Source organism: Thauera sp. (assembly GCF_035444905.1).
Lineage (GTDB): Bacteria > Pseudomonadota > Gammaproteobacteria > Burkholderiales > Rhodocyclaceae > Thauera.
Window position 1 is genome coordinate 1 of sequence record NZ_DAOMPS010000019.1, and the last position, 25,564, is coordinate 25,564.

Here is a 25,564-nt window from a genome sequence, read left to right on the forward strand (position 1 = left end):
AGGCCATCGGACTGGCTACGCCGGGCATGCCGCAGGGGTCGCCGGGGATGGAGACGTCGACCCCGCAACCCTATGAGACACTCCTGGTCGGGCTTGACGGAAGCGCGGCGGTTTTTGCCCGACACTGACGGCAGAGCTGGTGAGCATCGGCTTCAAGAGCGCAGTGCCGGCCAACTTACGAGCCACGTTGGCCTCAGCTCGCTCTATGGCTGGTTCCGGAGCTCACCGGTCGCTGGAATGACGATTCTGCTACTACCATGTGTGGCAGCAAATGGCCGGGTCGAGCCAAGGCGGGGTTCGAGTTGGCCGCCGTAAACCGGTCACCCAAGGCGATCCAGCGAGGGAAATCCTGGCCGGATCTCCAACGGCCGGTGATGGCCGGGTGGAGCCAACGAGAGCGCCGAGTTGGTCGCCGTAAACCGGTCATCCAGGACCATCCGACGAGGGAAATTCTGACGGGATCGCCAACGGCAGGTGATGGCCGGCAGTGATAGGTCACCAACGGCAGCTTCGGAGCGTCAAGGCTTGCAAAACGAGAGGTTCGGCGAAGGACCGCTTTGGAGAATGCTGCGTAACAGCAACGGGCCGGCTGCAGTCCGCCTACCGCGGCAACTCAGTTGAGGCTTGCAAGCTGGAGCGTCCCGCCACGCAGAGTTCGATCGGCAACGAGTCCAGACCCGACCCCGAGGTTTCTGCCTGCACTACCGTGCTTGCGCTGGACCTGTCCTGCAGCGTCTGGATTTCAACGGCGTTTGCCATGTGGGAGCGCTTGTCGCCTTCGCGAGCGGTGCTGCCCAGGCTATGGATCTGGACGCTGGCGAACGCCGTGACTTATCGTGGCGGTGCCCTGCGACGGAAGGCGCTGCGCTTCTCCGCCGCGCACGGGCGACACGGACTGGAGCGCGTTCGATGAGACCCATCTGGCGCAGGCTTTCCGCCTGCCTGACGGCGATGCTTGGCGGGTGCGCATCGGCAGGGAGCTCGCCTGATCCCGAGGTCAGCGTTTGCGGCTGGCCCAAGGAAGCCTTCGTCTTCATGATCTGGAGCCGCTTCGCCGGCAAGCCCGATCCCGGTCGGGCAGAGGCCGTTGCCAACGCCAAGGCGACCACCTACCGCACCCGCGACGGGCGCGTGCTGCGCGGCTACAAGCTCAGCAGCACCGCGCCCGACGGCGCTACCGCCGGCACCTTGCTGGTCGCGCAGGGCAACGCCATGCTCGCGGACCAGTTGCTCACGAGCCTGACCGGCTTCGCCGCGGCGGGGCTCGACGTCTACATCTTCGACTACCGCGGCTACGGCGCCTCGGAGGGCCGGCGGCGGCTGCAGGCGATCGTCGGCGACTACCGCGAAATGGCCGACGCACTCGTCGCGCCGACCGGCGGCAAGCGCCTGCTGTACGGCATCTCCTTCGGCGGCGTGGTCATGCTCAACGTGATCGGCGCCGGCGCCGGATACGACCGTGCCGTGATCGATTCCGCACCCAGCCGCGTCTCCGGTCTCGGCTGCCCGGAGCAGTACGATCCGGTGGTCAACCTGCCCGACGATGCCTCGCGCATGCTGCTGATCGCCGGCGAACGGGACACCGTGGTGCCGGTGGGCGATTCGGCCGAAATGGTCGAGCGCGCGGCGACGCAGGGCGCACGCACCGAGGTGCGCGCCGACTATGCTCATCCGTTCATGGACCGCGACAGCGATACGCGCCGGGCGCGGCTCGAACTGATCCGGGACTTCCTGCTCGATTAGCGCAGGACTTTCCGCTACGGGTTTCGACTGAGCGCCGCACCGACGTTGTGGTAACGCCGACGACGGCCGACTCTTGTGGTCGGGGTAGGTCGTTGTTGCACGGACGTCAACTTTGGGGCTGGCAATGATGCGATTCGCATCATGACGGCAGCTGTCCGCAAATGCGGGTGCGCGGTCCTTGCATTCGCCATGACGCCAGCAACCGGGGGGCTGCTGCGGGCGCTCGATCTCGTGCGCGGGGGGATTCAGAGATGATCGAGCCGCGCCAGCCAATGGGCCGCTTGCGCCAGCGTGGCGGCGCGCTCGGCTTCGTCCATCTTGGTCCACGCCTTGTAGGGCATCGCCATGCGCGGGTTGCGCGCGAAGCGCGCCTCGTGGCGCAGCAGGAAGTCCCAGTACAGGCTGTTGAAGGGGCAGGCGGGTCGGCCGCTGGCGCCGTGGCGGCGCTTGGCGTCGTAGGCGCAGGTCTTGCAGTAGTCGGACTGCTTGCCGATGTAGCTCGCCGCGCCGGCGTAGGGCTTGCTGGCGATTACGCCGCCGTCGGCGAACTGGCTCATGCCGCGGGTGTTGGGCATCTCCACCCACTCGAAGGCGTCGGCGTAGATGCCGAGGTACCAGGCGTCGACTTCGTCCGGGTCGCAGCCGGCGAGCAGGGCGAAGTTGCCGGTGATCATCAGGCGCTGGATGTGGTGGGCGTAGGCGGTATCGAGCGATTGCGAAACCGCGTGGTGCAGGCAGTTCATCTTCGTTTCGCCGCTCCAGTACCAGGCCGGCAGTGGACGGTGGGCGTCGAGCGCGTTGCCCTGCGCGTAGCCCGGCATGCGCGCCCAGTACACGCCGCGCACGAACTCGCGCCAGCCCAGGATCTGGCGCACGAAGCCCTCGCAGCTCGCCAGCTCCACCTTGCCCGCCTGCCAGGCTGAGACCGCGGCATCAATGACTTCGCGCGGATGCAGCAGCTTGACGTTGAGCGCGAACGACAGCCCGGAGTGGAACAGCGTCGTCGAGCGCGTGCTCATCGCGTCCTGGTAGGGGCCGAACCCGGGCAGGGCGTGGTCGACGAAATGCGCGAGGCCGGCGCGCGCCTCGCGCCGGGTCAGCGGCCAGCGCACGCGCCCGGCGTGCGGCGCGCCGATCGTCTGCACGCCGGCAGCAAGGATCTCGTCCCACAGCGCCGTCAGGTCGTGGCCAGCCCAGGGCCATTCCGGCGCGGGCGGATCGCCGGGCCATTTCTGGCGGTTCTGCGCGTCGAAATTCCACACGCCGCCCACTGGGGCGTCCTCGGCGTCGAGCAGGATGCGATGGCGGCGGCGCATGTCGCGGTAGAAGAACTCCATGCGCGGCACCTTGGCGGCGAAGCGCCGGGCGAGTTCGGCGCGGTCGGCTAGGAAGTGCTCGCTGCCAACCACCTCATGCGGCAGGGCAAGCGCCTGTGCGGCCTCGTCCAGCAGCCGTTCCATCCGCCATTCGTCGGCCTCCATGCGCTCGAAGCGGGTTGCGCCGCATTCGCCTGCTACCGAGGCGAGGTTGGCGGCGAAGGCCTGGCGGTTGTCGGCATCGCCGATCTTCAGGTAGCGCACCCGGTGGCCGGCGGCCTGCAGCGCGGAGCCGAAGGCGCGCATCGCGGCGAAGATCGCCAGCACCTTCTGCGCGTGATGGCGCACGGTGTCGGTCTCGCTGCGCACCTCCATCATCACGTGCAGCACGTCGGCGCGCGGGCTGCGGAACCAGGAATGGGCGGCGTTGAGCTGGTCGCCGAGGATGAGGCGGAGGGTTGTCATGGGCCAGCGCGGGAGCGTTGAGGTGCGGCAGTGGGGGGCGAAGTGGGCGAGCTCCCGGCCCCGGTTGAGCATCGTGAAACGGATGTTTTCTGCGATGGGTGACGAGCTACATGGTTCCCGGCGGCGGGCGGCCTCTGGCGTCGTCTGTCCTCCCGCTTCGTACGCAAATCTTGTCGCTAGCATCCCCTTTTTGGGGACTATAATCCCCGCCATGGGGATCACAGACAGCGCCACAGCCCTCGGCAATGCCCTCTTTTCCGGCCTGCAACAGCGCTTGCTCAGCCTGTTGTTCGGTCAGCCGGCGCGCTCGTTCTATGGGAACGAGTTGCTGCGACTCACCGCAAGCGGGCGTGGTGCACTACAGCGCGAGCTCGAAAAACTCGTGTCGAGCGGACTGGTCACGGTGACCCAGATCGGCAACCAGAAGCATTATCAGGCCAACCCGGAGGCGCCCATCTTCCAGGAGTTGCGCAGCATTGTGGTCAAGACCTTCGGCCTCGCTGACGTGCTCAAGGGCGCGCTCGAAGGTTTCGCCGAGCAGATCCGGGTCGCGTTCATATACGGTTCGGTCGCCAAGGGAAGCGACACGGCGTCGAGCGACGTCGACCTTTTTCTGGTTTCGGATGAGCTTGGCTATACCGATCTTTACGAGGTGCTGGCGGCGGTCGAAGCCCAGCTAGGGCGCAGGGTGAACCCGACGCTCTATACCTCGGCCGATCTCGCCTCAAAACTTCAGGAAGGTAATAGTTTCGTGCTGCGCGTGCTCGAGCAAGCAAAGATATTTCTGATTGGAGACGGCGGTGACCTCCCCACTCGATAACCTCGCCCGCATCAGCAAGGGAGGCCTCAAGGCCGAACCGCCCAGTCGCAGCGAGATCGAGGGGCTGCTGCGGTCGGCGCGTCGTCGTCTCGCAGATGCACGCACCCCGAGCTTGAGCGTCGAGAGCGTGTTCGACCTCACCTACAACGCCGCGCATGCGTATGCATTGGCGGCGCTGCGCTGGCATGGTTATCGATCCGACAACCGCTACCTCGTGTTTCAGGCCCTGCCGCATACATTGGGCTTTCCCGCCGCGAAGTGGCGCGTACTCGATCTTTGTCACAACAAGCGCAACCTCGCCGAGTATGAGGGGTATTTCGACGTCGATCCCCGCCTGGTGGCCGATCTTCTGGCAATTGCCGGAGAACTGGAACTCGCCGTCGACAAGCTTGTGGGAAAGGGCTCAGCGCCATGAGAACCATCGGCCTCCTCGGCGGCACGGAATCCAGTATCGCGGTCAGCGTCCGGTATCTTGACCGCACTCCGGGAGCTGAGCTCTCCGCCGAGCGCTACTTGCTCACTTCTCCCACCGCATGCGACACCACCGCCTCGGTCAATTCCGGCGCGCACAGCTCGATGAAGCGGTAGGCGAAGCCGCGCAGGTAGTGGCCGCGGCGCACCGCGATGCGGGTCACGTTCTCGGCGAACAGCGCGTTGCTGTCGAGCATGCGCAGCCCGGGATCGCGCTCCGGGCTGAAGGCCATCGAGGCCAGGATGCCGACGCCCAGGCCGAGCTCGACATAGGTCTTGATGACGTCGGCGTCGAGTGCGGACATCACCACCGCCGGCTTCAGTCCCGCGGCGGCGAAGGTCTTGTCGATGCGGGTGCGGCCGGTGAAACCCTCGTGATAGGTGATGACCGGGTGCTGGGCGATGGCCTCGAGCGTCAGCGGCTGCACCGCCTCCAGAGGGTGGCCGGCGGGCACCACCACTGCATGCTGCCAGCCGTAGTAGGGGAAGGAGGCCAGCTCCGGCACGTCCGCCAGGGCCTCGGTGGCGACGCCGATGTCGGCCTCGCCGTCGAGCAGCATCTGCACGATCTCGGCCGGGCTGCCCTGGTGCAGCTTCAGGTGCACCTTGGGAAAGGCCTGCTTGAAGGCGGCCACCACCTTGGGCAGCGCGTAGCGCGCCTGGGTGTGGGTGGTGACGACGGTGAGCTGGCCCTGGTCGGCGTTGCTGTATTGCTCGGCCAGGCGCTTGATGTTGGCGGCGTCGAGCAGCATGCGCTCGACCATCACCACCAGCTCCTTGCCGGGTTCGGTGAGGCCGAGCAGGCGCTTGCCCTTGCGCGTGAACAGCTCGACCCCAAGCTCGTCCTCGAGGTCCTTGATGTGCTTGGAGACGCCCGACTGCGAGGTGAACAAGGCGTTCGCCACCTCGGTCAGGTTGAACCCGCGCCTCACCGTCTCGCGGATGATGCGCAGCTGCTGGAAGTTCATCGTGCGGCTCCCGCTGCGGCCGTGTGCTGTTGTTCGAAGACGCTGAGACGGGAGGGCAGCAGGCGCACGTGCTGGCCCTCGTGCAGGCCGAGCGCGGCGACGCGCTCGCGGGTGAGCTCGACCTCGAAGTGCTGGCCGCTTGCACCGTTGACGCCGTCGAGCTCGATGCGGGCGGTCACGCCGAAGGCGAGGACGCGGCTGATGCGGGCGGCAATACCTTGCCCGGCACCGCCATCGACCACGATCTCGAGTTCGTGCGGGCGGGCGAAGGCCACCACCTCGGCGCCCTGGTCGAGCGCGCCGACACCGTGCTGCAGATGCTCGTCGCCGACGCGCAGCCCCTCGCCTTCGACCCGGCCGTGGAAGAAGTTCACCGACCCGAGGAATCCATACACGAAGGGCGTCGCCGGGTGGCGATAGACCTCCTCTGGCGTGCCGACCTGCTCGACACGGCCCTGGTTCATCAGCACCACGCGGTCGGCCACTTCCAGCGCCTCCTCCTGGTCGTGGGTGACGAAGACCGAGGTGATATGCAGCTCGTCGTGCAGCTTGCGCAGCCAGCGCCGCAGCTCCTTGCGCACCTTGGCATCGAGCGCGCCGAAGGGCTCGTCGAGCAGCAGCACGCGCGGCTCCACCGCCAGCGCACGGGCGAGCGCGATGCGCTGGCGCTGGCCACCGGAGAGCTGCGAGGGGAAACGGTCGGCCAGCCAGTCGAGCTGCACCAGGTTGAGCAGATCGTGCACCTTGTCCTTGATCTGCTTCTCGGACGGGCGCTTGCCGCGCGGCTTCATGCGCATGCCGAAGGCCACGTTGTCGAACACCGTCATGTGGCGGAACAGCGCGTAATGCTGGAACACGAAGCCGACCTGGCGGTCGCACACATGGGTGCCGGAGGCATCGTCGCCGTCGAGCAGCACCTGGCCGGCGTCGGCCTGTTCCAGCCCTGCAATGATGCGCAGCAGGGTGGTCTTGCCGCAGCCCGAGGGACCGAGCAGGGCGACGAGCTGGCCGGTGGGGAAGTCGAGCGAGATGTTGTCGAGGGCGACGAAGCTGCCGAAGCGCTTGTCGATGTTGCGTACCTGGATGCTCATGATGCGTCGTCCTGTGAAAGGCGGTGGGCTGCGGCGGCGCGATGCTCGACCCAGGTCTTGAGGGCGAGGGTCACCAGGGCCAGCAGGGCCAGCAGCGAGGCCACCGCAAAGGCGGCCGCGAACTGGTATTCGTTGTAGAGGATCTCGACATGCAGCGGCAGCGTGTTGGTGAGGCCGCGGATATGACCGGACACCACCGACACCGCGCCGAACTCGCCCATGGCGCGGGCGTTGGTCAGGATCACGCCATACAGCAGGCCCCACTTGATGTTGGGCAGGGTCACATACCAGAAGGCCTGCAGGCCGTTGGCGCCGAGCACGATCGCCGCTTCCTCTTCCTCCTTGCCCTGCGCCTGCATCAGCGGGATCAGCTCGCGGGCGATGAAGGGGAAGGTGACGAACACGGTGGCGAGCACGATCCCCGGCACGGCGAAGATGATCTTGATGTCATGCTCGGACAGCCATGGGCCGAACCAGCCCTGGGCGCCGAACACGAGCACGTAGATCAGGCCGGCGATCACCGGCGACACCGAGAAGGGCAGGTCGATCAGGGTGATCAGGAAGTGCTTGCCGCGGAACTCGAACTTGGCGATCGCCCACGCCGCGCACACGCCGAACACCAGGTTCAGCGGCACGGCGATCGCCGCGGCCAGCAGCGTCAGGCGCAGGGCCGACAGCGCGTCCGGGTCGACCAGCGCGCTGACATAGGTCTCCAAGCCCTTGCGCAGGGCCTCGACGAAGACCGCGATCAGCGGCATCAGCAGGAAGATCGCGAAGAAACTCAGCGCCGTGCCCAGGATCAGCCATTTCACCAAGGGCGTTTCGCGCGTTGCCGCGCGCGCCTCGAAGCGGGTCTGGCCGGCGTGGACGCCCGCGCCGATGCGAAGTGTGGTTGCGCCAGCCATGTCAGCGGTCCCTCCCGGTGCGTTTGGCGGTCCATGCCTGCAGGCCGTTGATGGCGAGCAGCAGGATGAAGGACAGGACCAGCATCACGGTGGCGATCGCCGTGGCGCCGGTGTAGTCGTACTGCTCGAGCTTGGTGATGATCATCAGCGGGGTGATCTCGGACACCATCGGGATGTTGCCGGCGATGAAGATGACCGAACCGTACTCGCCGACGGCACGGGCGAAGGCGAGCGCGAAGCCGGTCAGCAGCGCGGGGAACAGGATCGGCATGATGACGTGGCGGAAGGTCTGCCAGCGCTGCGCGCCGAGGCTCGCCGAGGCTTCCTCGAGTTCGGTGTCCAGGTCCTCGAGGATCGGCTGCACCGTGCGCACCACGAAGGGCAGGCCGATGAACACCAGCGCCACCAGTACGCCCAGCGGCTTGAACGCGACCTGGATGCCGAGCGGCTCGAGGAACTGGCCGAACCAGCCGTTCTTCGCGTACAACGCGGTCAGCGAGATGCCGGCCACCGCGGTGGGCAGCGCGAAGGGTAGGTCCACCAGCGCATCGATCAGCTTCTTGCCGGGGAAGGAATAGCGCACCAGCGCCCACGCCAGCATCAGGCCGAACACCGCGTTGATCGCCGCTGCCGCGAGCGACATGCCGAAGGACAGCTTGTAGGACGCCACCACCCGCGGCGAGGTGACGACGTCCCAGAATTCGGCGAAGCTCAGCTCGGCCGTCTTCAGGAACACCGCGGCGAGCGGGATCAGCACGATCAGCGACAGGTAGCCGAGCGTGTAGCCGAGCGTGAGATTGAAGCCCGGCAGCACGCGAAAGGTTCGGGCTGCGGCCATCAGCGTTTCACCGCGATCTGGTCGAAGATGCCGCCGTCGGCTACTGCGAACGAGGCTACGCTACCGAGGATCAGGGCCGCAAGGGCGCGGCGAAGTACTGATGAGGCTGTGTTGTTGTGCACTTTTGACTCCGGCAGAGGGGAATGAGCCGGAGTCTATCGAGATGTTGCAGGGCAAAAAAATAATAAAAACCGCGTTGCTTATTCTATTTTCTGCTAATCACGCAGCCCAGCGCCACGCTCCGAACGGCGCTGACGGGGCTTGCGGCCTATCTTCGATGGGAGGGTGTTGCAACACACGCCGCAGGACTTCGTCCTCCATCCTGGTGAAGCGCGGGCTGCTGCGGTCGCGCGGACGCGTGAGATCGACGCGCTGATCGAGTGCCAGCGTGCCGTCCTCGATCAGCAGCACGCGATCGGCAAGGGCTACCGCCTCCGACACGTCGTGGGTGACGAGCAGTGCGGTGAAGCCTTGCGTCTGCCAGAGGCGCTCGATCAGTGCATGCATCTCGATACGGGTGAGCGCGTCGAGTGCGCCAAGCGGCTCGTCGAGCAGCAACAGGCGTGGTTTGTGGACCAGTGCCCGGGCAAGCGCGACACGCTGCCGCTGCCCGCCCGACAGGCGAGACGGCCATTCACCTGCACGGTCGGCAAGGCCGACCTCCGCCAGTGCGGCGACGTCGGCTGCCTTGCCCAGCACGGCATAGAGCAGGATGGCCAGCACGACGACGTCGGTCTGCAGGAACTCGCGCGCGTTCATTGCCATGTAGCCGATGCCCGAACTGGCGGCAATCGTTTCGGCCACGATCAGCGTCAGCCACATGAAGCCGAGTGAGTAGCGCACACCGACGAGGATGTTTGGCAAGGCACCGGGCAGGATCACATGACGGAACAGCGACCAGCCCGACAGGCCGTAGGACCGTCCCATCTCCACCAGGGCGGCGTCGACCGAGCGGATGCCGTGGAAGGTGTTCAGGTACACCGGGAAGAACACGCCCAATGCGACCAGGAAGAGCTTGCCCTCCTCGCCGATACCAAACCACAGGATGACCAGCGGGATGAGCGCGAGGTGAGGTACGTTACGCACCATCTGCAGTGTGGTGTCGAACAGATTCTCCGCCAGTCGGTAGCATCCGTTCATCAGGCCGAAGAAGAAGCCGATTCCGCCGCCGATGGCGAAGCCGATCGCGGCGCGGGCAAAGCTGGCCTGCATATGGGTCAGCAGTTCGCCCGAGGCGGCGAGCGACCAGCCTGCGGCGAGCACTGCGGAGGGCGCGGGCAGGATACGGGTCGACAGCCAGCCGAGTTGAGCGGCGAGCTGCCAGCCCGCGAGGATCGCCACGGGTACCAGCCAAGGGCCGATGCGCGCCAGGCCGCGGGCAGCGAGAGTGGGTTCTGGATTCGACACTGCGCAGCCCCCAGCTTTGGGCAGGCTTGGGGTGATGCGCATACCCCACGATCTCGCCGATGGGGGCAATCCGCCCCCGGGGGTGGGCGGAATCGTGTGCCGGTGGCTGCGCGTCACGCTCCGCCATCGGCAGGAACCAAAGGGTGTTCAAGGGGCTTTCGCTGCTCATTGTCTGTCCTGTCATCGCGAGCGGGTCAGCGCGCCGGGCGCCAGACGACCGAAGCCACGTCGAGCCGCTTCGGGATCAGTTTCAGATCGGCCAGGGTGTCGGCCATCTGTTGCTGGTGCTGGATCACGTCCTCGGTGAGGGGCTTGACACCGTAGCCGTAGCGGGACACCGACACTTCGGCGATCTCGACCGGCAGGCCGATCTGCGGGGCGACGATGGCAGCCGCTTCTTTCTGGTTCTGCGCTACCCATTCGCCGGTTTCGTTGATCGCCTCGAGCGCCGAGGCGAGTACCTGCGGGTACTTTTCCACGAAGGGGCGCGACGCGATATAGAAGTTGTAGTTGTTCACGAGCCCGCTGCCGTCGGCCACGATGCGGACGGCTTGCCCCGAACGAAGAGAATCCGCTTTGCTTATCGAGGGAATGCTGAAATCGTTTGCAGGTTCTTGTGTTGTTGCTTGCCGAATACAATGCGAGCGGCCGCAGTGTGAGTCGGTTCGCGCGTGCCGGCTTGTTCAGGGAGAGAGGGCGGTGACGGATTTCTTTGGCAATTTCCTGCTGGCGCTGCTGTTGGTCGTGCTGATGCGCTTTCTCTATGCCGTGTGTGTGATGCTGGTGCGCACCCGCGACGGCGGCAACGTCGCCTTCGCGATCGCCTTGCCCGCGGCGCTGCTCTACATCGTGGTGCGCAACCCGGTGCCGGTGAGCAGCTGGACGGGACTGGCGGCCGGCGCCGCCCTGGGGGCGGCGCTGCTGCTGGCAATTGCGCGCTGGCGGCGACGTCGGTCCTGAGCGGGTCGCGGTCGCGTGGGCCTAATCTGCGGGCCTGGATATCTCTGCAGAATTTCTTCGTTCGGTTTCGGCGGCGGATCGGCGAGCATCCGCCACATCGAACCCATCCGGAGTCATGACATGCCCATTCCTGCTCGCGCGTTTGCGGCCCTTGTGGCCGCTGCGACGCTCGTTTGCGCCTTTCCGGCGCAGGCCGAACCCGGCCATCGCCAGGTGCGTGTGTGGGCCGCCGCCTGCGCGGCCTGCCACGGCACCGACGGTCATGCCCAGGCCGGCATGACCAGCCTTGCGGGACGCAGCGCGGACGAGCTTTTCACGCTGCTCATCGAGTTCAAGCGCGACGTACGCCCGGCGACGGTCATGCACCAGCATGCCAAGGGCTATACGGACGATGAACTGAAGCGGCTGGCACAGTGGTTTGCCGCCCAATCCAAGCGCTGAGGAGGCGGACATGAGCACACTCGATCGTCGAGGTTTCATCAAGGCCGCTGGCGGACTGGCCGCTGCGCTGGGTGCCGGAGTGGGCGTCGGTGCATGTGCGACCGCCGTCGGCCGTGCGTCGCCGGGGCGCGTGGTCGTCATCGGTGGCGGCTTTGGCGGCGCGACCGCCGCCAAGTATCTGAAGAAGTGGGAGCCGCGCCTCGAGGTCACGCTCATCGAGCGCAACCAAAACTTCGTTTCCTGCCCGATCAGCAACCTGGTGCTGGCGGGGGTCAAGCAGATCGAGGACATCACCCTCGCCTATGACGGGCTGGCCAAGTACGGCGTGCGCCTGGTGCGCGATGAAGCCGTGGCCATCGACGTCGACAAGCGCGAGGTCCGTCTTGCCAAGGGCGACCCGCTGCCCTGGGACCGGCTGATCGTCGCGCCCGGCATCGACTTCCTCTACGAGCAGATTCCCGGCCTGAACAACGCCGAGGCCCAGCAGCAGGTGCTGCATTCATGGAAGGCGGGCGCTCAGACCGTGGCGTTGCGCAAGCGGCTCGAGGACTTGCCCGACGGTGGCGTGTTCGCGATCTCGATCCCGAAGGCGCCCTATCGGTGCCCGCCGGGTCCGTACGAGCGCGCCAGCGTCATCGCCCATTACTTCAAGCAGCACAAGCCGCGCGCCAAGGTGCTGATCCTCGACGGCAACCCGGATATCACCTCGAAGAAGGCCTTGTTCCTTCAGGCCTGGGAAGAGCGCTACAAGGGCATCATCGAATACCGCGCAAACAGCGTGCTGCAGGATTTCGATGTGCGCTCGAAAGAGGCCAGGCTCGAGTTCGAGAGCGTGCGCGCGGATCTCTTCAACGTCATCCCGCCGCAGCGCAGCGGGCGCATCGCCGCCCCGCTCGCCAACGTCGGCGGGCGTTGGGCAGGGGTCGATTTCCGTACTTTCGAGTCGACTGCGGTGCCCGGCGTGCATGTGATCGGCGACGCGACCGCGTCGGCGCCCGGCATGCCGAAGTCCGGCTTCATGGCTAACAACCACGCCAAGGTGGCTGCGGATGCGGTCATCGCCAGCCTCACCGGACTCGAACCGAATCCGACGCCGATCATCGCCAAAACCTGCTACAGCTTCGTCTCCGATCGCGATGTGGTGCATGTGGCCTCGGTGCACAAGTTCGACACGCAGGAGAACACGCTACTGCCGGTCAAGGGGGCGGGCGGGCTGTCGGCCGTCGCCAATGATCTCGAGGGCAAGTTTGCCCTGGCGTGGGCACGCAACATCTGGGCCGATGCCTTGACCTGAGGCACGGGCCCGGTAGGGCGCGTGCAGGAGGAGACAAGAAAATGGATAAGGACGTGGAAAACGCATCCGGCACCCTTGCAGGACGAGCTCGTGAATTCCTCGACCGCTTGCCGCTCGAGCGCGAAGGCGGACGGCAGCTGCGCCGCCTGGCCGATGGTGGCGTGGTCGGCGACTGGTTCGGCTGCGAACTGTCGAGCGTCTTCCAGCCGGTCGTGCTGCCGCCGGACGGCAGCACGATCGGCTATGGGGCGTACCTGCGCATCCTTGGCAGCGGCGAGCGCGCACTGTCGCCATGGACGCTGTTCTCGGCCAACGCCGACGATAATCGCTTGGTCGCGCTCGATCGCGTCGCGCGGACCGTCCATGCGCTCAACTTCCTGAGCTCGGTCGAAGGCGACAGCCTGCTGTTCCTCAAGGTGCATGGCCGCCTGCTCGCCGCCGTCAGCGGCGATCATGGTGCGGCGTTCCGCAAGGTGGTGGATGCACTTGATCTGCCGCCCGAGCGCATCGTCATCGAGACGCCGCTCGAGGCGAGCACTCAGCCCGACCTGTTGGCCTTCGTGTTACGCAACTACCGCAACAACGGCTTTCAGGTGGCGATCAACGTCGACTCGCCGATGCAGTGGCAGGCACTCTCCAGTCGGGTGCCGGCCCAGTTCGTCAAGGTCGACAGTGCTCGCTTGTTCCTTGCCGATGACTGGCGCGCCCGCCTGGCCTGGCTGGTGAGCCTGCGCGAGCGCGCGAGCGTCATCGTCACCCGCCTCGAGGCCAAGCTGGACGGTGTCCTGCCCGCGGGCGTGCTGGTCCAGGGATACGCTTATGGTCTGCCGGCCCAGCGTGCTGCGATCATGCGTGCAGAGCGCTATGTGCTCGATCGCTTCGCCTTCTGATAAGTCACCGTGAGACATGAATTGAGTGCGTCACACCCGCAGCACGTGGTCATCGTCGGGGGCGGCTTCAGCGGTACGCTGACCGCCGTGCATCTGCTGCGTGAGGCGGCACCGGACCAGGTGCGTATCACCTTGATCGAACAGCATCCGCGTGTCGCACGCGGCCTGGCGTATCGCATCTGGGACGACAGCATGCTGCTCAACGTGCCCGCCGGCAACATGAGTGCACTGGCCGACGAGCCGGGACATTTCCTTGAGTACTGTCGCGACATCGACCCTGCCTTCAACGAAGGATCGTTCGTTCCGCGGCGCTTGTTTGGCGATTACCTCGAGCACACGCTGCACCTTGCCGCGCGCGCAAGTCCGACGCCGTTCACCCGGCTTCGGGCGCAGGCCGCGGCGATACGGCGGAGCGAGGCCTCGTCGGCAATGGAAGTCGCGCTGGCCGATGGCGCGGTGCTGGTGGCCAGTCAGGTGGTGCTGGCGCTCGGGCACCTGGGCGCGCAGCCGTTGCGCTTCGCGGATGCGCTCGCCGATTCGGGCCGCTATATCGGCAACCCGTGGGATTACGCGGCCATGGATCACATTCCCGCCGGCCAGCCGGTGGTGGTGCTGGGCACCGGGCACACCGCGATCGATGCGCTGTTTCGCCTGACCAGCCGGGATGAGGAGCGCAAGGTGTTCCTGCTGTCCCGGCGCGGCCTGCTGCCGAAGGGGCATCGCACCCTTCCGCAAGCGCCGGCAACGACGGCGTTCCCCAGCTACCTGGCCGGCTTGCCGCCGACGACCTTTGCCTACCTGCGCGCTATCCGGCGCCAGATCCGTATCCGCCAGCAACAAGGCTACAACTGGCGTGATGTCATCAATGCACTGCGCCCCCATACGCCCGAGATCTGGCGTCGGCTGCCAGACCGGGAGCGGCGGCGCTTTCTCGCCCGCGTCGGCCCGTGGTGGGACATCCATCGACATCGTCTGGCGCCGAGCGCCTACCGGCGTCTGCGCGGAATGCTGCAATCCGGGCAGGCCGAAGTCGTTGCCGGAAAGGTCCAGGAGATGCAGGCCGGGGGGCAGGGGGTGCTGGTCCGGGTGCAGCCGCGCGCGGGTGGCGCGGTGCGCGAACTGGAGGCCGCCGTCGTGGTGAATTGCACTGGCCCGGATTACGACATTAGCCGCCTTACGGTCTCACCCCTGGTCACGCAATTGCGCGACCAGGGCTATGTGCGGGCAGATCCGCAGCGCATCGGCCTCGAGCTTGACGAGCGCTACCGCGTGATCGACCGGGACGGCGAGGGGGTCCCGGGACTGCATTACGTCGGGCCCATGCTGCGCGCGCGCTACTGGGAGGCGATCGCGGTGCCGGAGTTGCGGCGCCACACACAGACCCTCGCGCGCCACCTGCTCGCACCCGAAGGCTAGCCCCTTCACCTGGCTGCCGATTAGAGCCATCCTCGCGTCGAGATGCGTGTGATCCACGTTGGCGTGGTTGGACGCAACAAGGGCATTCGCGACGTGGCGCTCTCGTTCACCAACCGTGACGAGGACACGACATCCTGCGCATCATCACTGCGCTGTCGATTGCCCTCGGCATGGCGCGCTCCGGCTCAGGCCGCCAGTCGCCGGCGACGCGGCTTGACGATCGGCTTGCAGTCCTGGTCGGGGTGGCCGAGGAAATGTCCCTGCAGCCAGTCGATGTCCAGATCCTTCGCCAGCTCAAGCTGCTCGGCATGTTCGATGTGTTGACTCGTGATCAGCATGCAGAGGCGGCGGATTTCGGGCACGAGCTCCGAGACGACGCGTCGCGCGAGCGCGAGGTGGCTGCCGTGGCCGGCAAGGCTGCGATCGAGTTTGACAATATCGGGCGCCAGCACCTCGAGCCGATCGAGGGCAGACGAATGGCGTCCGAAGTTGTCGAGTGCGATGCGATAGCCTCGTTCCTGGTACTCGGCGATCGCACAAGCCAGGCGCGCGGGATCGGTAAAGCCGTCGTCGGTGATCTCGAGGACCACCCGGTCGGGTGTCAGGCCGCAGCGCGACAACACGCTCTCGAAAACCTGGCCGTGGTGGTCGGGAACGGCGCGAATGAGCTGGGGATGCACATTGAGGGCCAGAAACCCGCCCGACTGTTCGCGCTGGAGCAGAAAGTTCAGCGCATGAAGCGTACGGACGAGGCGGTCGAGGTGGACCAGCTCCGCATCATCCTGCGCGTCGAGGAAGACCGCTTGAGCGGGCAGCGCCAGGCCTTCGCCGGCGAGGACCTGCAGATGCGCCTCGTGGCCGACGACCCGCCCACTGGCGCGCTCCACCAGCGGCTGGAACACGCTGCCGAGGAGGCGGTTGCCAACGCGGGCGCGGACGCGACCCGCGCTGAACTCGAGTCCCTCTTCTTGCGCCCCGCCGCGCGCAAACTGGTTGCGCTTGTTGAAGTAGTGCACGAGTTCGGTGAGCGGCACGGAAGTCTCCAGGTTTCGCGGGGCGGCAATCAGATCGTCAGGGCCATTACGATAGCCACGCCGCACGGAACGGCAAACCAAGAAATCATGCAATCGATATGCAGTCGCGCTACACCAGGGCTTGAACCAGGCCGATGGCGGCGCACGCGCCGATCACCTTCATGACGTCCTGTTTGTACTTCCACAGCGCGATGAAGGCTGCGATCGAGATCAGCGCGGAGAACCATTCGAAGCCACCCGAGAACGGCGCCGCTTCGGTGGCGCGCGGGAAGATTACATGCCAGCCGAAGAACAGCGCCAGGTTGAGCACCACCCCTACCACGGCCGCGGTGATGGCGGTGAGGGGCGCGGTGAACCTCAGCTTGCCGTGGGTGGATTCCACCAGCGGGGCCCCCGCCAGGATGAAGACGAAGCTGGGCAGGAAGGTGAAGAAGGTGGCCACCGATGCACCCACGAAGCCCGCCAGCAACAGGGCGTCGGGACCGAAGATTTCCTTGGTCCAGGCGCCGACGAAGCCGACGAAGGCCACCACCATGATCAGCGGCCCTGGCGTCGTTTCGCCGAGCGCCAGGCCGTCGATCATCTGGGTGCCGGTGAGCCAGCCGTAGGTGTCGACCCCGCCCTGATACACGTAGGGCAGGACGGCGTAGGCGCCGCCGAAGGTGACGAACGCGGCCTTGGTGAAGAACTCCCCCATGGTTCGCAACACCGGGTCGTCCAGCACGGCCATCGTCACGCCCCAGAGGATGGCGGCCGCCGCCACGAGGGTGATCAGGTAGGCCCAGCGAAAGCGCGCATGCGGCAGGGGCGGGGTGTCGTCGTCGATCAGTGCGGGCCCATAGTTCTTGTCCGAGGCGCCGTGGCCGCCGCCCACCCGGAACTTGTCCGGCGCCAGCTTGCCGCCCAGTGCGCCCAGAAGGCCCGCCCCGACGACGATGTAGGGAAAGGGCACGCGAAAGACGAAGATGGCGACGAAGGACGCCGCGGCCATGGCCCATAGCACCCGGTTCTTCAAGGCCCGTGAGCCGATGCGCCACGCCGCAAATACGACGATGGCGACCACCGCCGGCTTGATGCCGTTGAAGATGCCCTGCACGAAGCTCACATCGCCAAAGGCGAGGTAGATGTAGGTCAGCGCGGCCAGGATGAAGAGCGAGGGCAGCACGAACAGGGTGCCGGCGACGATGCCGCCCCAGGTGCGATGCAGCAGCCAGCCGATGTAGATGGCAAGCTGCTGCGCTTCCGGGCCGGGCAGCACCATGCAGTAGTTGAGCGCATGCAGGAAGCGGTGCTCGGAGATCCATCGGCGTTTCTCGACCAACTCCTGGTGCATGATCGCGATCTGCCCGGCCGGCCCGCCGAAGCTGATGAAGCCGAGCTTCAGCCAGTACCAGAAGGCCTCTCGGAACGAGGGGTGGGCGGGGCGTGGTGGGGGCGCTGGGGCGGCATTCATGCTGTGTGGTCCTCGTGATGCGGGCGTGCGCGAAGCGGGCGCCCGCCAAGTGCGCGCCTTGATGGCGGATCACGATTGTCCCTGACCGAGTGCCGCGCGGGGGCACCGCGAGGCACTTTGATCAGTTCGAATTTTGCCCAAGCCCAAACAGCCGCGCCGCGTTGCCGTACAGCGCCTTGTCCAGCGCCGACTCGCGCAGGCCCAGCTCGAGGAAATCGCCGATCGACTGGCGGATCGGCCGGAACGGGTAGGACGAGCCGAACAGGAACTGGTCGGCCATGAAGCCGTTCGCCGCTTCCACGTAGGCCTTGCTACCGGCCACGAACAGGTACATGTCGGGCACGAGGTGGATGTTCTCGTAGCGGAAGGCGAGGCCGATCGCCTGCGCCACGTTCGGCCACCAGCCGTGGTAGCAGACGATGGGCAGTTGCGGAAACGAGCGCGCGACGTTGGCCAGCGCCGACGGGTCGTTGAAGCGCGGGTCGGGCGTGGTCGGGCCGGTCATCAGGAACACCGGCACGCCCAGTTGGGCGCACACCTCGTAGATCGGGAAGTACGCCGGGTCGTCGACGTGGCGGGCGGGGCTGCCGAAGCCGGGCTCGATGTCGATGCCCGCCAGCCCGAGTTCGCGGATCGCGCGCTCGGCGTCGTCGACCGCGGCGCGACCCTGGATCACCGGATCGACGCCGGCGATGCCGAGCAACTCGTCATGACCGTGGGTGATGCGGTGAATCTGCTCGATCGGCAGGTGCTGCGAGGGCGTGTGCCGCCCCACCACCACCGCCTTCGTCAGCCCCGCGTCGCGCACCTCGGCGAGGAAACCTTCCTGCGTGTGCGAGCGGGTGAAGTGCTCGTCGCTGCCGCGCGTGCCTACGCGCCGGTTGAGCCAGCGCGCGGTGTCGTACTCGGGCGTGCCAGGCCTGGCACCGAAGAAATCGTGCAGGAAGGCCGGCCGGCAACGCATGTCGATGACGTTCATGCCGCCTCCTTCACCGCTGCCACGTTCTTCACCGTGCTCGCGTCGAACGGGCCGCCGGTGATGACCTGGTCCTGGATCGTCACCGGCGCCTTGCCCGGCAGCAGCGGGAACACCAGCTCGGCGAAGCGCCAGGCCTCTTCCAGGTGCGGGTAGCCGGACAGCACGAAGCTGTCGACGCCCAGGTCCGCATACTCCTTCAGCCGTGCCGCCACGGTTTGCGGATCGCCCACCAGCGCCGTGCCGGCACCGCCACGCACCAGGCCGACGCCCGCCCACAGGTTGGGGCTGACCTCGAGCTTGTCGCGCCGCCCGCCGTGCAGCGCGGCCATGCGGCGCTGGCCTTCGGAGTCCATGGACGCGAAGCGCGCCTGCACCTTGGCGATGGTGTCGTCGTCCAGGCGGCTGATCAGCTTGTCGGCCTCGGCCCACGCCTCCTCGTTGGTCTCGCGCACGATCACGTGCAGGCGCACGCCGAAGCGCAGCTTGCGGCCGCGCCTGGCGGCACGTGCACGCACGTCGGCGATCTTCTCGGCCACCGCCGCGGGCGGTTCGCCCCAGGTCAGGTAGGCGTCGACCTGCTCGGCGGCCAGGTCGTGGGCCGCGTTCGACGAGCCACCGAAATACAGCGGCGGGTGCGGCTCCTGCACCGCCGGGAACTGCAGTTGCGCGCCCTTCACGGTGTGGTGCTCACCCTCGAAGTCGACCCTTTCGCCTTGCAACAGGCGGCGCCAGATGGTGAGGAACTCGTTTGCCTCGTCGTAGCGTGCGTCGTGGTCGAGGAAGATGCCGTCGCCGGCCAGTTCCGCGGAGTCGCCCCCTGCCACCACGTTCAGCAGCAGCCTGCCCTGGGTGGCCTGGTCCAGCGTTGCGGCCATGCGCGCGGCGGCCGTCGGCTTGGTCAGCGCGGTGCGTAGCGCCACCAGCAGCTTGAGCTTGCGCGTCACCGGCGCCACGCTGCCCGCCACCACCCAGGGGTCGAGGCAGCCGCTGCCGGTCGGGATCAGGATGCCGTCGTAGCCGAGGTTGTCGGCGGTCACCGCGATCTGCTGCATGTACTCGATGGTGACCGGCCGGCCCGAGTTCGATTTGCCGAGGTAGCGGGTATCGCCCGAGGTGGGTAGGAACCAGAAGATGTCCAGGCTCATGTTCTTTCCCCGCCCTCAGGCCGCTTCGGCCAGTTCGCGCACCGGCTGTCCCGCGCCGGTCTTCGCCTCGAGCTCGCGCACCAGCGGCAGCACCTTGTCGCCGAAGTAGGCCACTTCTTCCTGGAAGTGCAGGAAGCCGCCCAGCACCAGATCCACGCCCACCGCCTTCAACGCGACGATGCGCTCGGCGATCTGCTGCGGCGTGCCGATGAGGTTGGTCTTGAAGCCGTCGTTGTACTGCACCAGGTCCTGGAAGGTGGATTTCGCCCAGTTGCCTTCGCCTTCCGGGCTCGCCTTGCCGGCCTGCTTCACCGCGTCGCCAAAGGCATTGACGGCTTCCGGATCGGCCTTGTCGATGATCTCCTGCAGCACCGCCTGCGCTTCCTCCTCGGTGTCGCGGGCGATGATGAAAGCATTGACGCCGACCTTCACCGTGTGGCCGTTGGCCGCCGCCTTGGCGCGGATGTCATCCACCTGGGCCTTGATCCCCTCGACCGTGTTGCCGTTGGTGAAGTACCAGTCGGACACGCGTGCGGCCATGTCGCGCGCGGCGCGCGAACTGCCACCCTGGAAGATCTCGGGGTGCGGCTGCTGCAGGGGCTTGGGCTTCAGCGTGTAGTCGTGGAAGCGGTAGAAGTCGCCCTTGTAGGTGAAGTTGTCCTGGGTCCAGATGCCCTTCAGCACCTCGATGAATTCCTGCGAGCGGCGATAGCGCTCGTCATGCTCCAGCCAGGGCTCGCCGATGCCGTGGAATTCGCCGCGGAACCAGCCCGAGACCACGTTCACCGCCACCCGGCCGCCGGTGAGCTGGTCGATGGTGGCAATCTGCTTCGCGAGCACCGCCGGATGCCAGGGGCCGGGCAGCACCGCCGCGATCACGCGCAGCTTCTCGGTCGCCGCCAGCAGCGCATGGCTGAATGACACCGACTCGTGCTGGTATTCGGCGCCGTAGCCCGCGGTGAAGCGGATCTGCGACAGCGCGTAGTCGAACCCCGCCTTCTCGGCGATCTGCGCCAGCTTGCGGTTGTAGTCGATGTCCCAGCTCGTGCGCTGCTCGATCTTGCTGACGACCAGGCCACCACTGACGTTGGGGACCCAGTAGGCGAATTTGATGTTGTCGCGGCTCATGTGTGTGTTTCCTTGTCTGTCGATTTGGGGGTCAGGCGGCGGCGCGCGCGTTCTTGTGCACGCTCGAGACGACGGGGGCGCGGTGGCGCAGGAAGGGCCGCGCGCGCTCGGCGGCGAGGTCGATACGCGCCTGCAGCGTGGGGCTGGTGATCTGGTAGTCCTGGATCTCGGCCTCGCTGCCATACACGCCGATCGGCAGGGTGTGGGCCTGGAAGAAGCTGAACAGCGGGCGGAACTGGTGATCGATGACCAAGGCGTGGCGGTCGCTGCCGCCGGTGGCGGCGAGTAGCACCGGCACGTCGATCAGCGCGTTGTGGTCGACGAAGTCGAACAGGTGCTTGAACAGGCCGGTGAAGGAGGCGCGATACACCGGGCTGGCCACCACCAGGAAGTCGGCGGATTCGATGGCGGCGATGTCGGCTTTGACGTCATCGGGTAGTTGCGAGGGGTAGAGCGCGCCGGCCAGCTTGGGGCCGATGCTGCCGAGTTCGATCAGGCGCACGTCGATCTGGGCCTGCTCGCCCAGGGCGTCGATCAGGGCTTCGACGACGGTCAGGGTGCGGGAGGGGCGTTGCAGGCCGCCGGAAACGGCCACGACTTTGATGGGTTTGCTCATGCTTTCACCTTTGCGGGTTGTGTGGGGCGTGCCAGGGGTGGCACTTGCATGAGCATTAGCACGGGGCGTGCCAGATTTTTAGTGCTAGAAAAACAGTAGCTTGAGAATGTCGTGCCGATGCGGCTGCTGGCATCGCAGCAAACGCCGCATCGGGCTGCTGCTTGCGCAACACGGGCCCGTCAGTCCGGAATGGCGCGATAAGCAGCGCATCGCGCTAATAAAAATGGTGTTCTGGCGCAGTAGAGATACGTCGCGCCAGAACACCATTTCCGCCATCGTATGGACGGTGGCCGTTTCGGTTTGTTGGATCCTTGCGGGGCGGGGGTGGCGCCGACCCATTGGGCGCGGGCTTTCAGCCCCGCCTGTTCAGCTTCAGCGCCAGCCGGTCTCCCCCATACTGGATGACCGTCACCAGCACCACCAGCAGCACGATCACCGTCAGCATCACGTCGGTGTCGAAGCGCTGATAGCCGTAGCGATAGGCCAGGTCGCCCAGACCCCCGGCACCGATCGCGCCGGCCACCGCCGATGCGTTGATCATGCTGACCACCGTGATCGTGAAGCCGGCGACGAGGCCCGGCCGGGCCTCGGGCAACAGCACATGCCAGATGATGTGCCAGCGCTTGCAGCCCATTGCCTGCGCCGCTTCGACCAGGCCGCGGTCCACCTCGCGCAGGCTGACCTCGGCGATGCGGGCGAAGAAGGGGACTGCGGCTGCGCTGAGCGGCACGATCGCGGCCCACACGCCGTAACTGGTGCCCACGATCAGGCGCGTGATGGGAATCAGCGCCACCATCAGGATCAGGAACGGGATCGAGCGGATGACGTTCACCACGCTGCCCAGCACGCTGTTGGCCCAGCGCGCCTCGAAGATGCCGTCGCGCGAGGTGGCGACCAGGATCAGCGCCAGGGGGATGCCGAGCAGCAGCGTGATCAGCGACGAAACGCCGATCATGACGAAGGTCTCCCACGCGCCGGTGAGCAGGCGGTCAATGAGCAAGGGCGACATAACCGAGTCCTCCTACCTTGTCGGCCAGGCCCTGTGCCCGGCGGATGATGGCTTCGGCCGGCTCGGCCGAATCCACGCTCACCAGCAGATGGCCCTGGGCGCGGCCCTGGATGCGGTCGATGCCGCCATGCATGAGCCGTGTGCCGGCGCCCAGCACGCTCGCGATCGACAACAGGTCGGGGTCGCGGCGGCTGGCGCCGGTGAAGTGCAGGTCGAGCAGCAGTGCGCGCGCCTCGGCGCCGCGCTCGGCATGGATCCGGCCCTTGAGGTCGTCCGGCAGGTCGTGATGCACGGTGCCGAGCAGGCTGCGGGTGACCGCGTGCTGCGGATCGCCGAACACCTGCCACACCGGGCCGTGCTCCACCACGCGGCCGCGTTCCAGCACCACCACGCGATGGCAGATCTCGTGGATCACTTCCATCTCGTGGGTGATCAGCACGATGGTGAGCCCCAGGCGCTGGTTGATGTCCTTCAGCAGCGCGAGGATGGCCTGCGTGCTCTCGGGGTCGAGCGCCGAGGTGGCCTCATCGCACAGCAGGATCTCGGGCTGGTGCACCAGGGCGCGGGCGATGCCCACGCGCTGCTTCTGGCCCCCGGAGAGCTGCGCCGGGTACATGTCGCGCTTCTCCGACAGGCCGACGAGCTCCAGCAGCTCGGCCACGCGGCGCTCGATGTCGGCCGGCTTGGCGCCCGCCACCTTCAGCGGCAGGGCCACGTTCTGCCACACCGTCTTCGCCGACATCAGGTTGAAGTGCTGGAAGATCATGCCGACGCGCCGGCGCAGGCCGACGAGCTGGTTCTCGTCGAGCGCGGCGATGTCGCGCCCGTCGATCACCACCTTGCCGCTGCTCGGGTCCTCGAGCCGGTTCAGGGTGCGGATCAGCGAGGACTTGCCGGCGCCGCTGCGGCCGATGATGCCGAAGATCTCGCCGCGCTGGATGTCGAGGTCGATGTCTTCCAGCGCGGTGACCGCGCCGCGGCCGGTGTCGTAGGTCTTGCCGATCGCCTCCAGCCGGATGTGGGCGATCGATTGCTCGATGCGGGTCGCAAGCCGGTCCATGGTGTCAGTGCTCCCAGGCCGCGGTGTAGAACCTGCCCGAGTGCTTGTCGAGCGCCGCCCTGACGTTCGGCGAGGTCTGGTAGATCTGCACGAACTTCTTCAGGCGCTCGTCATCCTTGCCCTCGGGGCGGGTCACGAACTGCAGCGCGTAGATCTTCTGGTCCTGGCCGTCGAAGATCAGCGCCTTGGCCGGGTCGATCGTGCCGGCCAGCTTCAGGTAATGCGGCATGCCCTGCGCCAGGTCGAAGTCATCGAGCGCACGCGCCAGTTGCACCGCCTCGAGCTCGACGATCCTGAGCTTCTTCGGGTTGTCGACGATGTCGGCCTGGGTGGTCTTGTAGCCGGTACCCGGCTTGAGCTTGACCAGCCCGGCCTTCTCCAGCAACTGCAGGCCGCGCGCGCTATTGACCGCGTCGCCGGCGATCGCCACCTTGGCGCCGACGGGCAGGTCGGCCAGCGCGTTGTATTTCTTCGAGTACAGGCCGATGTTGTTGATGATGCCGATCGCGGCCGGCACCAGCTTGAAGCCGCCCTCCTTGTTGGCGTTTTCGAGGAAGGGGATGTGCTGGAAATAGTTGGCGTCGATGTCGCCCTTGGCCACGGTGATGTTGGGCGTGTTCCAGTCGGTGAACTCGACCAGCTCGACCTTCACGCCCTGCGCAGCGGCCTCCTGCACCGCGACCTCCAGCGCCGGCACGAAGGCGGCGGTGGTGCCGAGCTTGAGCGGCTTGTCGTTGGCGGCCTGGGCGAGGCCGATGGTCGAGGTCGCGATGGCGGCGACGGCGAAGGTCTTCAGCCACTGGGTGGCGGTCTGGTGGAATGCGGTTTTCTTGCTCATGGCGGGCTCCTGATTGGGGATCGGTAAAAGGACTGACTGCGTGCAGATCAACCTGAAGCCCACACAGCAAGAGCGATGCCAGAATAAAAATTGAGCTAAAACAATGGGTTGAGATTGTTAACTGGTGCGAAGGGTGCTCGGATCTCAGCGGGTTTGTGGTTGCAGTGCACCATCGGCAGCAGGGCGGGCGTGTGCGGGGGAATGAGGCCGCTCGCAATGGATCGGCGAGTGGCTCGACTGCGGTCAAGCCGCAACACGGCTGTTTGCTGCAGGAAGGGTCAAGAGTTGCCGCGCAGGTTTCGCAGCAAGCGCACATCCACATCCAGCGCCTTCGGCTCGCCGAGGATGACGCGGGCGAAGTCCGGGTGGCGTGGGTTGAGCAGGTAGTTGCGTTCGGCGGGCACGACGGCGCTCGGTACCGCCAGGACTGCGCTGGTCCCTTCCGCCAGCCAGGTGCTCCCGATCGCCTGTAAAGCATCGCGCGTGCCCAGCTTGCGCCAGTCCGCTGGCAAGGCGGAGGCCTCGATCTGGCTGACCGCCAGATCCGCCGGCAGTTGCGCGGGGATCAGGACGTAGCGCGCGCGCAGCGGCTCGTCCTGGACCAGCATCTCGAGCAGCGCGAGCGATTGCGATTCGGCGGTGTAGATGACGGCGTGGCCCTTGGGATTCCAGCGCCCGCCATACAGCCGCGCGCCTTCCCCCGTGAATGCCGAGGCCGCGAAGCGGGCGGTGGTGATGCGCCACACCGTGCGCATCAGGCAAACACGCCGTGCTCGATGCGACCCAGGGTGTCGAGCACGCTGTCGGCACCGATGTCGGTGTCGAGCAGCGACAGGGGTGTTACGCCCCCCAGCGCCGCGTTGTCGGCCTTGAGCCAGGCGAGTGCGGGTTCAGCGGCTTCGAAGACTTCCTCGGCACGCTCGACCACGCGGGCAAAGCGCAGCAATTTCGCCGACTCTTCGGTGGACAGCACGCCCTCGCGCTTGCGGCGAGCCAGCGTGCGTTCGGGGATGGCCAGCGCCTGTGCGAGTTCGGCCTGCGTGGTGCGCGTGAGGCGGGCGAGGGCATCGACCGAAGCGGACGGGAGTCCGCGCCGGAGCAGCGGAATCCAGTCCGTGATCACCCGCGGCTGCGCATGCAGCACGCGTTCGCCGCCGAGCAGGGTGAGGGCAGAGTTCACCGGGCTGTTCAAACTGATCGTGGACATGCCTTGCCTCGCTGACGATTTGCGCCATATGGCGTCAGTTATAGGCAAATCTGGCGTTCATGTCCAGCGA

General features: G+C 66.6%; 26 protein-coding genes. 8 read left to right on the forward strand and 18 right to left on the reverse strand.

Annotated elements, in window-relative coordinates:
- Positions 1 to 909: 909 nt before the first annotated feature.
- Positions 910 to 1,743: an alpha/beta hydrolase gene (locus tag PLC66_RS10435; RefSeq protein WP_324540070.1), complete on the forward strand. Its 834-nt coding sequence runs from the start codon at positions 910 to 912 to the stop codon at positions 1,741 to 1,743.
- Between the two features lie 245 nt (positions 1,744 to 1,988).
- Here PLC66_RS10435 and PLC66_RS10440 read toward each other — a convergent pair whose 3' ends face one another.
- A complete protein-coding gene (locus PLC66_RS10440) occupies positions 1,989 to 3,524 on the reverse strand; it encodes a cryptochrome/photolyase family protein (protein WP_324540072.1) in 1,536 nt (511 codons plus the stop codon).
- Between the two features lie 211 nt (positions 3,525 to 3,735).
- On the opposite strand from PLC66_RS10440, the gene PLC66_RS10445 reads away from it, so the two are divergent.
- Together PLC66_RS10445 and PLC66_RS10450 are read left to right on the forward strand one after the other, a co-directional pair.
- A complete protein-coding gene (locus PLC66_RS10445) occupies positions 3,736 to 4,344 on the forward strand; it encodes a nucleotidyltransferase domain-containing protein (protein ID WP_324540074.1) in 609 nt (202 codons plus the stop codon).
- Positions 4,325 to 4,759, forward strand: coding sequence for a hypothetical protein (locus PLC66_RS10450; RefSeq protein WP_324540076.1), 435 nt, complete (start codon positions 4,325 to 4,327; stop codon positions 4,757 to 4,759). Before PLC66_RS10445 ends, PLC66_RS10450 begins: the two co-directional genes overlap by 20 nt.
- A 94-nt stretch (positions 4,760 to 4,853) precedes the next feature.
- Here the strand turns inward: PLC66_RS10450 and PLC66_RS10455 are convergent, their stop codons facing one another.
- From PLC66_RS10455 to PLC66_RS10480, 6 genes are all read right to left on the reverse strand, one after another.
- A complete protein-coding gene (locus tag PLC66_RS10455) occupies positions 4,854 to 5,783 on the reverse strand; it encodes a CysB family HTH-type transcriptional regulator (protein WP_324540078.1) in 930 nt (309 codons plus the stop codon).
- Positions 5,780 to 6,874, reverse strand: coding sequence for a sulfate/molybdate ABC transporter ATP-binding protein (locus PLC66_RS10460; protein WP_324540080.1), 1,095 nt, complete (start codon positions 6,872 to 6,874; stop codon positions 5,780 to 5,782). Before PLC66_RS10460 ends, PLC66_RS10455 begins: the two co-directional genes overlap by 4 nt.
- On the reverse strand, positions 6,871 to 7,779 hold the full coding sequence (gene cysW / locus PLC66_RS10465; RefSeq protein WP_324540082.1) for a sulfate ABC transporter permease subunit CysW: 909 nt from the start codon (positions 7,777 to 7,779) through the stop codon (positions 6,871 to 6,873). Before cysW ends, PLC66_RS10460 begins: the two co-directional genes overlap by 4 nt.
- Position 7,780: 1 nt before the next feature.
- Positions 7,781 to 8,617 carry a sulfate ABC transporter permease subunit CysT gene (cysT, locus tag PLC66_RS10470; protein ID WP_324540084.1) on the reverse strand — a complete coding sequence of 279 codons (837 nt, stop codon included), beginning with the start codon at positions 8,615 to 8,617 and terminating at the stop codon, positions 7,781 to 7,783.
- Positions 8,618 to 8,836: 219 nt separating this feature from the next.
- Positions 8,837 to 10,024 carry an aliphatic sulfonate ABC transporter permease SsuC gene (gene ssuC / locus PLC66_RS10475; RefSeq protein WP_324540086.1) on the reverse strand — a complete coding sequence of 396 codons (1,188 nt, stop codon included), beginning with the start codon at positions 10,022 to 10,024 and terminating at the stop codon, positions 8,837 to 8,839.
- A gap of 194 nt (positions 10,025 to 10,218) precedes the next feature.
- Entirely contained in the window at positions 10,219 to 10,542 is a 324-nt protein-coding gene (locus PLC66_RS10480; protein ID WP_324540088.1) for a type 2 periplasmic-binding domain-containing protein, read from the reverse strand.
- 181 nt (positions 10,543 to 10,723) lie between these two features.
- Here PLC66_RS10480 and PLC66_RS10485 point away from each other — a divergent pair, with 181 nt between their 5' ends.
- The 5 genes from PLC66_RS10485 (at position 10,724) to PLC66_RS10505 (ending at position 15,025) form a co-directional block, all read left to right on the forward strand.
- Positions 10,724 to 10,984, forward strand: coding sequence for a hypothetical protein (locus PLC66_RS10485; RefSeq protein ID WP_324540090.1), 261 nt, complete (start codon positions 10,724 to 10,726; stop codon positions 10,982 to 10,984).
- Between the two features lie 120 nt (positions 10,985 to 11,104).
- Positions 11,105 to 11,425 (forward strand): c-type cytochrome, encoded by a 321-nt coding sequence (locus tag PLC66_RS10490; protein WP_324540092.1) that lies wholly within the window; start codon positions 11,105 to 11,107, stop codon positions 11,423 to 11,425.
- 10 nt (positions 11,426 to 11,435) lie between these two features.
- Positions 11,436 to 12,719 (forward strand): NAD(P)/FAD-dependent oxidoreductase, encoded by a 1,284-nt coding sequence (locus tag PLC66_RS10495; protein ID WP_324540094.1) that lies wholly within the window; start codon positions 11,436 to 11,438, stop codon positions 12,717 to 12,719.
- Between the two features lie 41 nt (positions 12,720 to 12,760).
- Complete coding sequence (locus tag PLC66_RS10500; RefSeq protein WP_324540096.1) at positions 12,761 to 13,609, forward strand: EAL domain-containing protein; 849 nt, start codon at positions 12,761 to 12,763, stop codon at positions 13,607 to 13,609.
- A gap of 45 nt (positions 13,610 to 13,654) precedes the next feature.
- Complete coding sequence (locus PLC66_RS10505; protein ID WP_324540098.1) at positions 13,655 to 15,025, forward strand: FAD/NAD(P)-binding protein; 1,371 nt, start codon at positions 13,655 to 13,657, stop codon at positions 15,023 to 15,025.
- A 185-nt stretch (positions 15,026 to 15,210) separates the two neighbouring features.
- Here PLC66_RS10505 and PLC66_RS10510 read toward each other — a convergent pair whose 3' ends face one another.
- The 11 genes from PLC66_RS10510 to PLC66_RS10560 all read right to left on the reverse strand — a co-directional run bounded on the left by PLC66_RS10510 (position 15,211) and on the right by PLC66_RS10560 (position 25,494).
- On the reverse strand, positions 15,211 to 16,059 hold the full coding sequence (locus tag PLC66_RS10510) for an EAL domain-containing protein (RefSeq protein WP_324540100.1): 849 nt from the start codon (positions 16,057 to 16,059) through the stop codon (positions 15,211 to 15,213).
- Positions 16,060 to 16,168: 109 nt separating this feature from the next.
- On the reverse strand, positions 16,169 to 17,512 hold the full coding sequence (gene chrA / locus PLC66_RS10515) for a chromate efflux transporter (RefSeq protein WP_324540102.1): 1,344 nt from the start codon (positions 17,510 to 17,512) through the stop codon (positions 16,169 to 16,171).
- A gap of 121 nt (positions 17,513 to 17,633) precedes the next feature.
- Entirely contained in the window at positions 17,634 to 18,491 is an 858-nt protein-coding gene (locus tag PLC66_RS10520; protein WP_324540104.1) for an amidohydrolase family protein, read from the reverse strand.
- Complete coding sequence (gene ssuD, locus PLC66_RS10525; protein ID WP_324540106.1) at positions 18,488 to 19,636, reverse strand: FMNH2-dependent alkanesulfonate monooxygenase; 1,149 nt, start codon at positions 19,634 to 19,636, stop codon at positions 18,488 to 18,490. Before ssuD ends, PLC66_RS10520 begins: the two co-directional genes overlap by 4 nt.
- A 15-nt stretch (positions 19,637 to 19,651) precedes the next feature.
- Positions 19,652 to 20,764 (reverse strand): dimethylsulfone monooxygenase SfnG, encoded by a 1,113-nt coding sequence (gene sfnG, locus PLC66_RS10530; RefSeq protein ID WP_324540108.1) that lies wholly within the window; start codon positions 20,762 to 20,764, stop codon positions 19,652 to 19,654.
- Between the two features lie 31 nt (positions 20,765 to 20,795).
- A complete protein-coding gene (msuE, locus tag PLC66_RS10535; RefSeq protein WP_324540110.1) occupies positions 20,796 to 21,380 on the reverse strand; it encodes an FMN reductase in 585 nt (194 codons plus the stop codon).
- Between the two features lie 352 nt (positions 21,381 to 21,732).
- The gene (locus PLC66_RS10540; protein WP_324540112.1) at positions 21,733 to 22,389 is read right to left on the reverse strand and encodes a methionine ABC transporter permease; all 657 of its coding nucleotides are present in this window, start codon (positions 22,387 to 22,389) and stop codon (positions 21,733 to 21,735) included.
- On the reverse strand, positions 22,370 to 23,449 hold the full coding sequence (locus PLC66_RS10545) for a methionine ABC transporter ATP-binding protein (protein ID WP_324540114.1): 1,080 nt from the start codon (positions 23,447 to 23,449) through the stop codon (positions 22,370 to 22,372). The genes PLC66_RS10540 and PLC66_RS10545 overlap by 20 nt, the downstream gene beginning before the upstream one ends.
- Before the next feature lie 4 nt (positions 23,450 to 23,453).
- Positions 23,454 to 24,287, reverse strand: a complete 834-nt coding sequence (locus PLC66_RS10550) for a MetQ/NlpA family ABC transporter substrate-binding protein (protein ID WP_324540115.1) — start codon at positions 24,285 to 24,287, stop codon at positions 23,454 to 23,456.
- Positions 24,288 to 24,565: 278 nt separating this feature from the next.
- Positions 24,566 to 25,042 carry an RES family NAD+ phosphorylase gene (locus PLC66_RS10555; protein ID WP_324540116.1) on the reverse strand — a complete coding sequence of 159 codons (477 nt, stop codon included), beginning with the start codon at positions 25,040 to 25,042 and terminating at the stop codon, positions 24,566 to 24,568.
- Positions 25,042 to 25,494, reverse strand: a complete 453-nt coding sequence (locus PLC66_RS10560) for an Xre family toxin-antitoxin system antitoxin (protein WP_324540117.1) — start codon at positions 25,492 to 25,494, stop codon at positions 25,042 to 25,044. The genes PLC66_RS10555 and PLC66_RS10560 overlap by 1 nt, the downstream gene beginning before the upstream one ends.
- Positions 25,495 to 25,564 lie beyond the last annotated feature (70 nt).

Bases quoted from the DNA above. Each gene is read 5' to 3' on its own strand.
- PLC66_RS10435 (WP_324540070.1), top strand. From the start codon at position 910: ATGAGACCCATCTGGCGCAGGCTTTCCGCCTGCCTGACGGCGATGCTT.
- PLC66_RS10440 (WP_324540072.1), bottom strand. From the start codon at position 3,524: ATGACAACCCTCCGCCTCATCCTCGGCGACCAGCTCAACGCCGCCCAT.
- PLC66_RS10445 (WP_324540074.1), top strand. From the start codon at position 3,736: ATGGGGATCACAGACAGCGCCACAGCCCTCGGCAATGCCCTCTTTTCC.
- PLC66_RS10455 (WP_324540078.1), bottom strand. From the start codon at position 5,783: ATGAACTTCCAGCAGCTGCGCATCATCCGCGAGACGGTGAGGCGCGGG.
- PLC66_RS10460 (WP_324540080.1), bottom strand. From the start codon at position 6,874: ATGAGCATCCAGGTACGCAACATCGACAAGCGCTTCGGCAGCTTCGTC.
- cysW (WP_324540082.1), bottom strand. From the start codon at position 7,779: ATGGCTGGCGCAACCACACTTCGCATCGGCGCGGGCGTCCACGCCGGC.
- cysT (WP_324540084.1), bottom strand. From the start codon at position 8,617: ATGGCCGCAGCCCGAACCTTTCGCGTGCTGCCGGGCTTCAATCTCACG.
- PLC66_RS10490 (WP_324540092.1), top strand. From the start codon at position 11,105: ATGCCCATTCCTGCTCGCGCGTTTGCGGCCCTTGTGGCCGCTGCGACG.
- PLC66_RS10495 (WP_324540094.1), top strand. From the start codon at position 11,436: ATGAGCACACTCGATCGTCGAGGTTTCATCAAGGCCGCTGGCGGACTG.
- PLC66_RS10500 (WP_324540096.1), top strand. From the start codon at position 12,761: ATGGATAAGGACGTGGAAAACGCATCCGGCACCCTTGCAGGACGAGCT.
- chrA (WP_324540102.1), bottom strand. From the start codon at position 17,512: ATGAATGCCGCCCCAGCGCCCCCACCACGCCCCGCCCACCCCTCGTTC.
- PLC66_RS10520 (WP_324540104.1), bottom strand. From the start codon at position 18,491: ATGAACGTCATCGACATGCGTTGCCGGCCGGCCTTCCTGCACGATTTC.
- ssuD (WP_324540106.1), bottom strand. From the start codon at position 19,636: ATGAGCCTGGACATCTTCTGGTTCCTACCCACCTCGGGCGATACCCGC.
- sfnG (WP_324540108.1), bottom strand. From the start codon at position 20,764: ATGAGCCGCGACAACATCAAATTCGCCTACTGGGTCCCCAACGTCAGT.
- msuE (WP_324540110.1), bottom strand. From the start codon at position 21,380: ATGAGCAAACCCATCAAAGTCGTGGCCGTTTCCGGCGGCCTGCAACGC.
- PLC66_RS10540 (WP_324540112.1), bottom strand. From the start codon at position 22,389: ATGTCGCCCTTGCTCATTGACCGCCTGCTCACCGGCGCGTGGGAGACC.
- PLC66_RS10545 (WP_324540114.1), bottom strand. From the start codon at position 23,449: ATGGACCGGCTTGCGACCCGCATCGAGCAATCGATCGCCCACATCCGG.
- PLC66_RS10550 (WP_324540115.1), bottom strand. From the start codon at position 24,287: ATGAGCAAGAAAACCGCATTCCACCAGACCGCCACCCAGTGGCTGAAG.
- PLC66_RS10555 (WP_324540116.1), bottom strand. From the start codon at position 25,042: ATGCGCACGGTGTGGCGCATCACCACCGCCCGCTTCGCGGCCTCGGCA.
- PLC66_RS10560 (WP_324540117.1), bottom strand. From the start codon at position 25,494: ATGTCCACGATCAGTTTGAACAGCCCGGTGAACTCTGCCCTCACCCTG.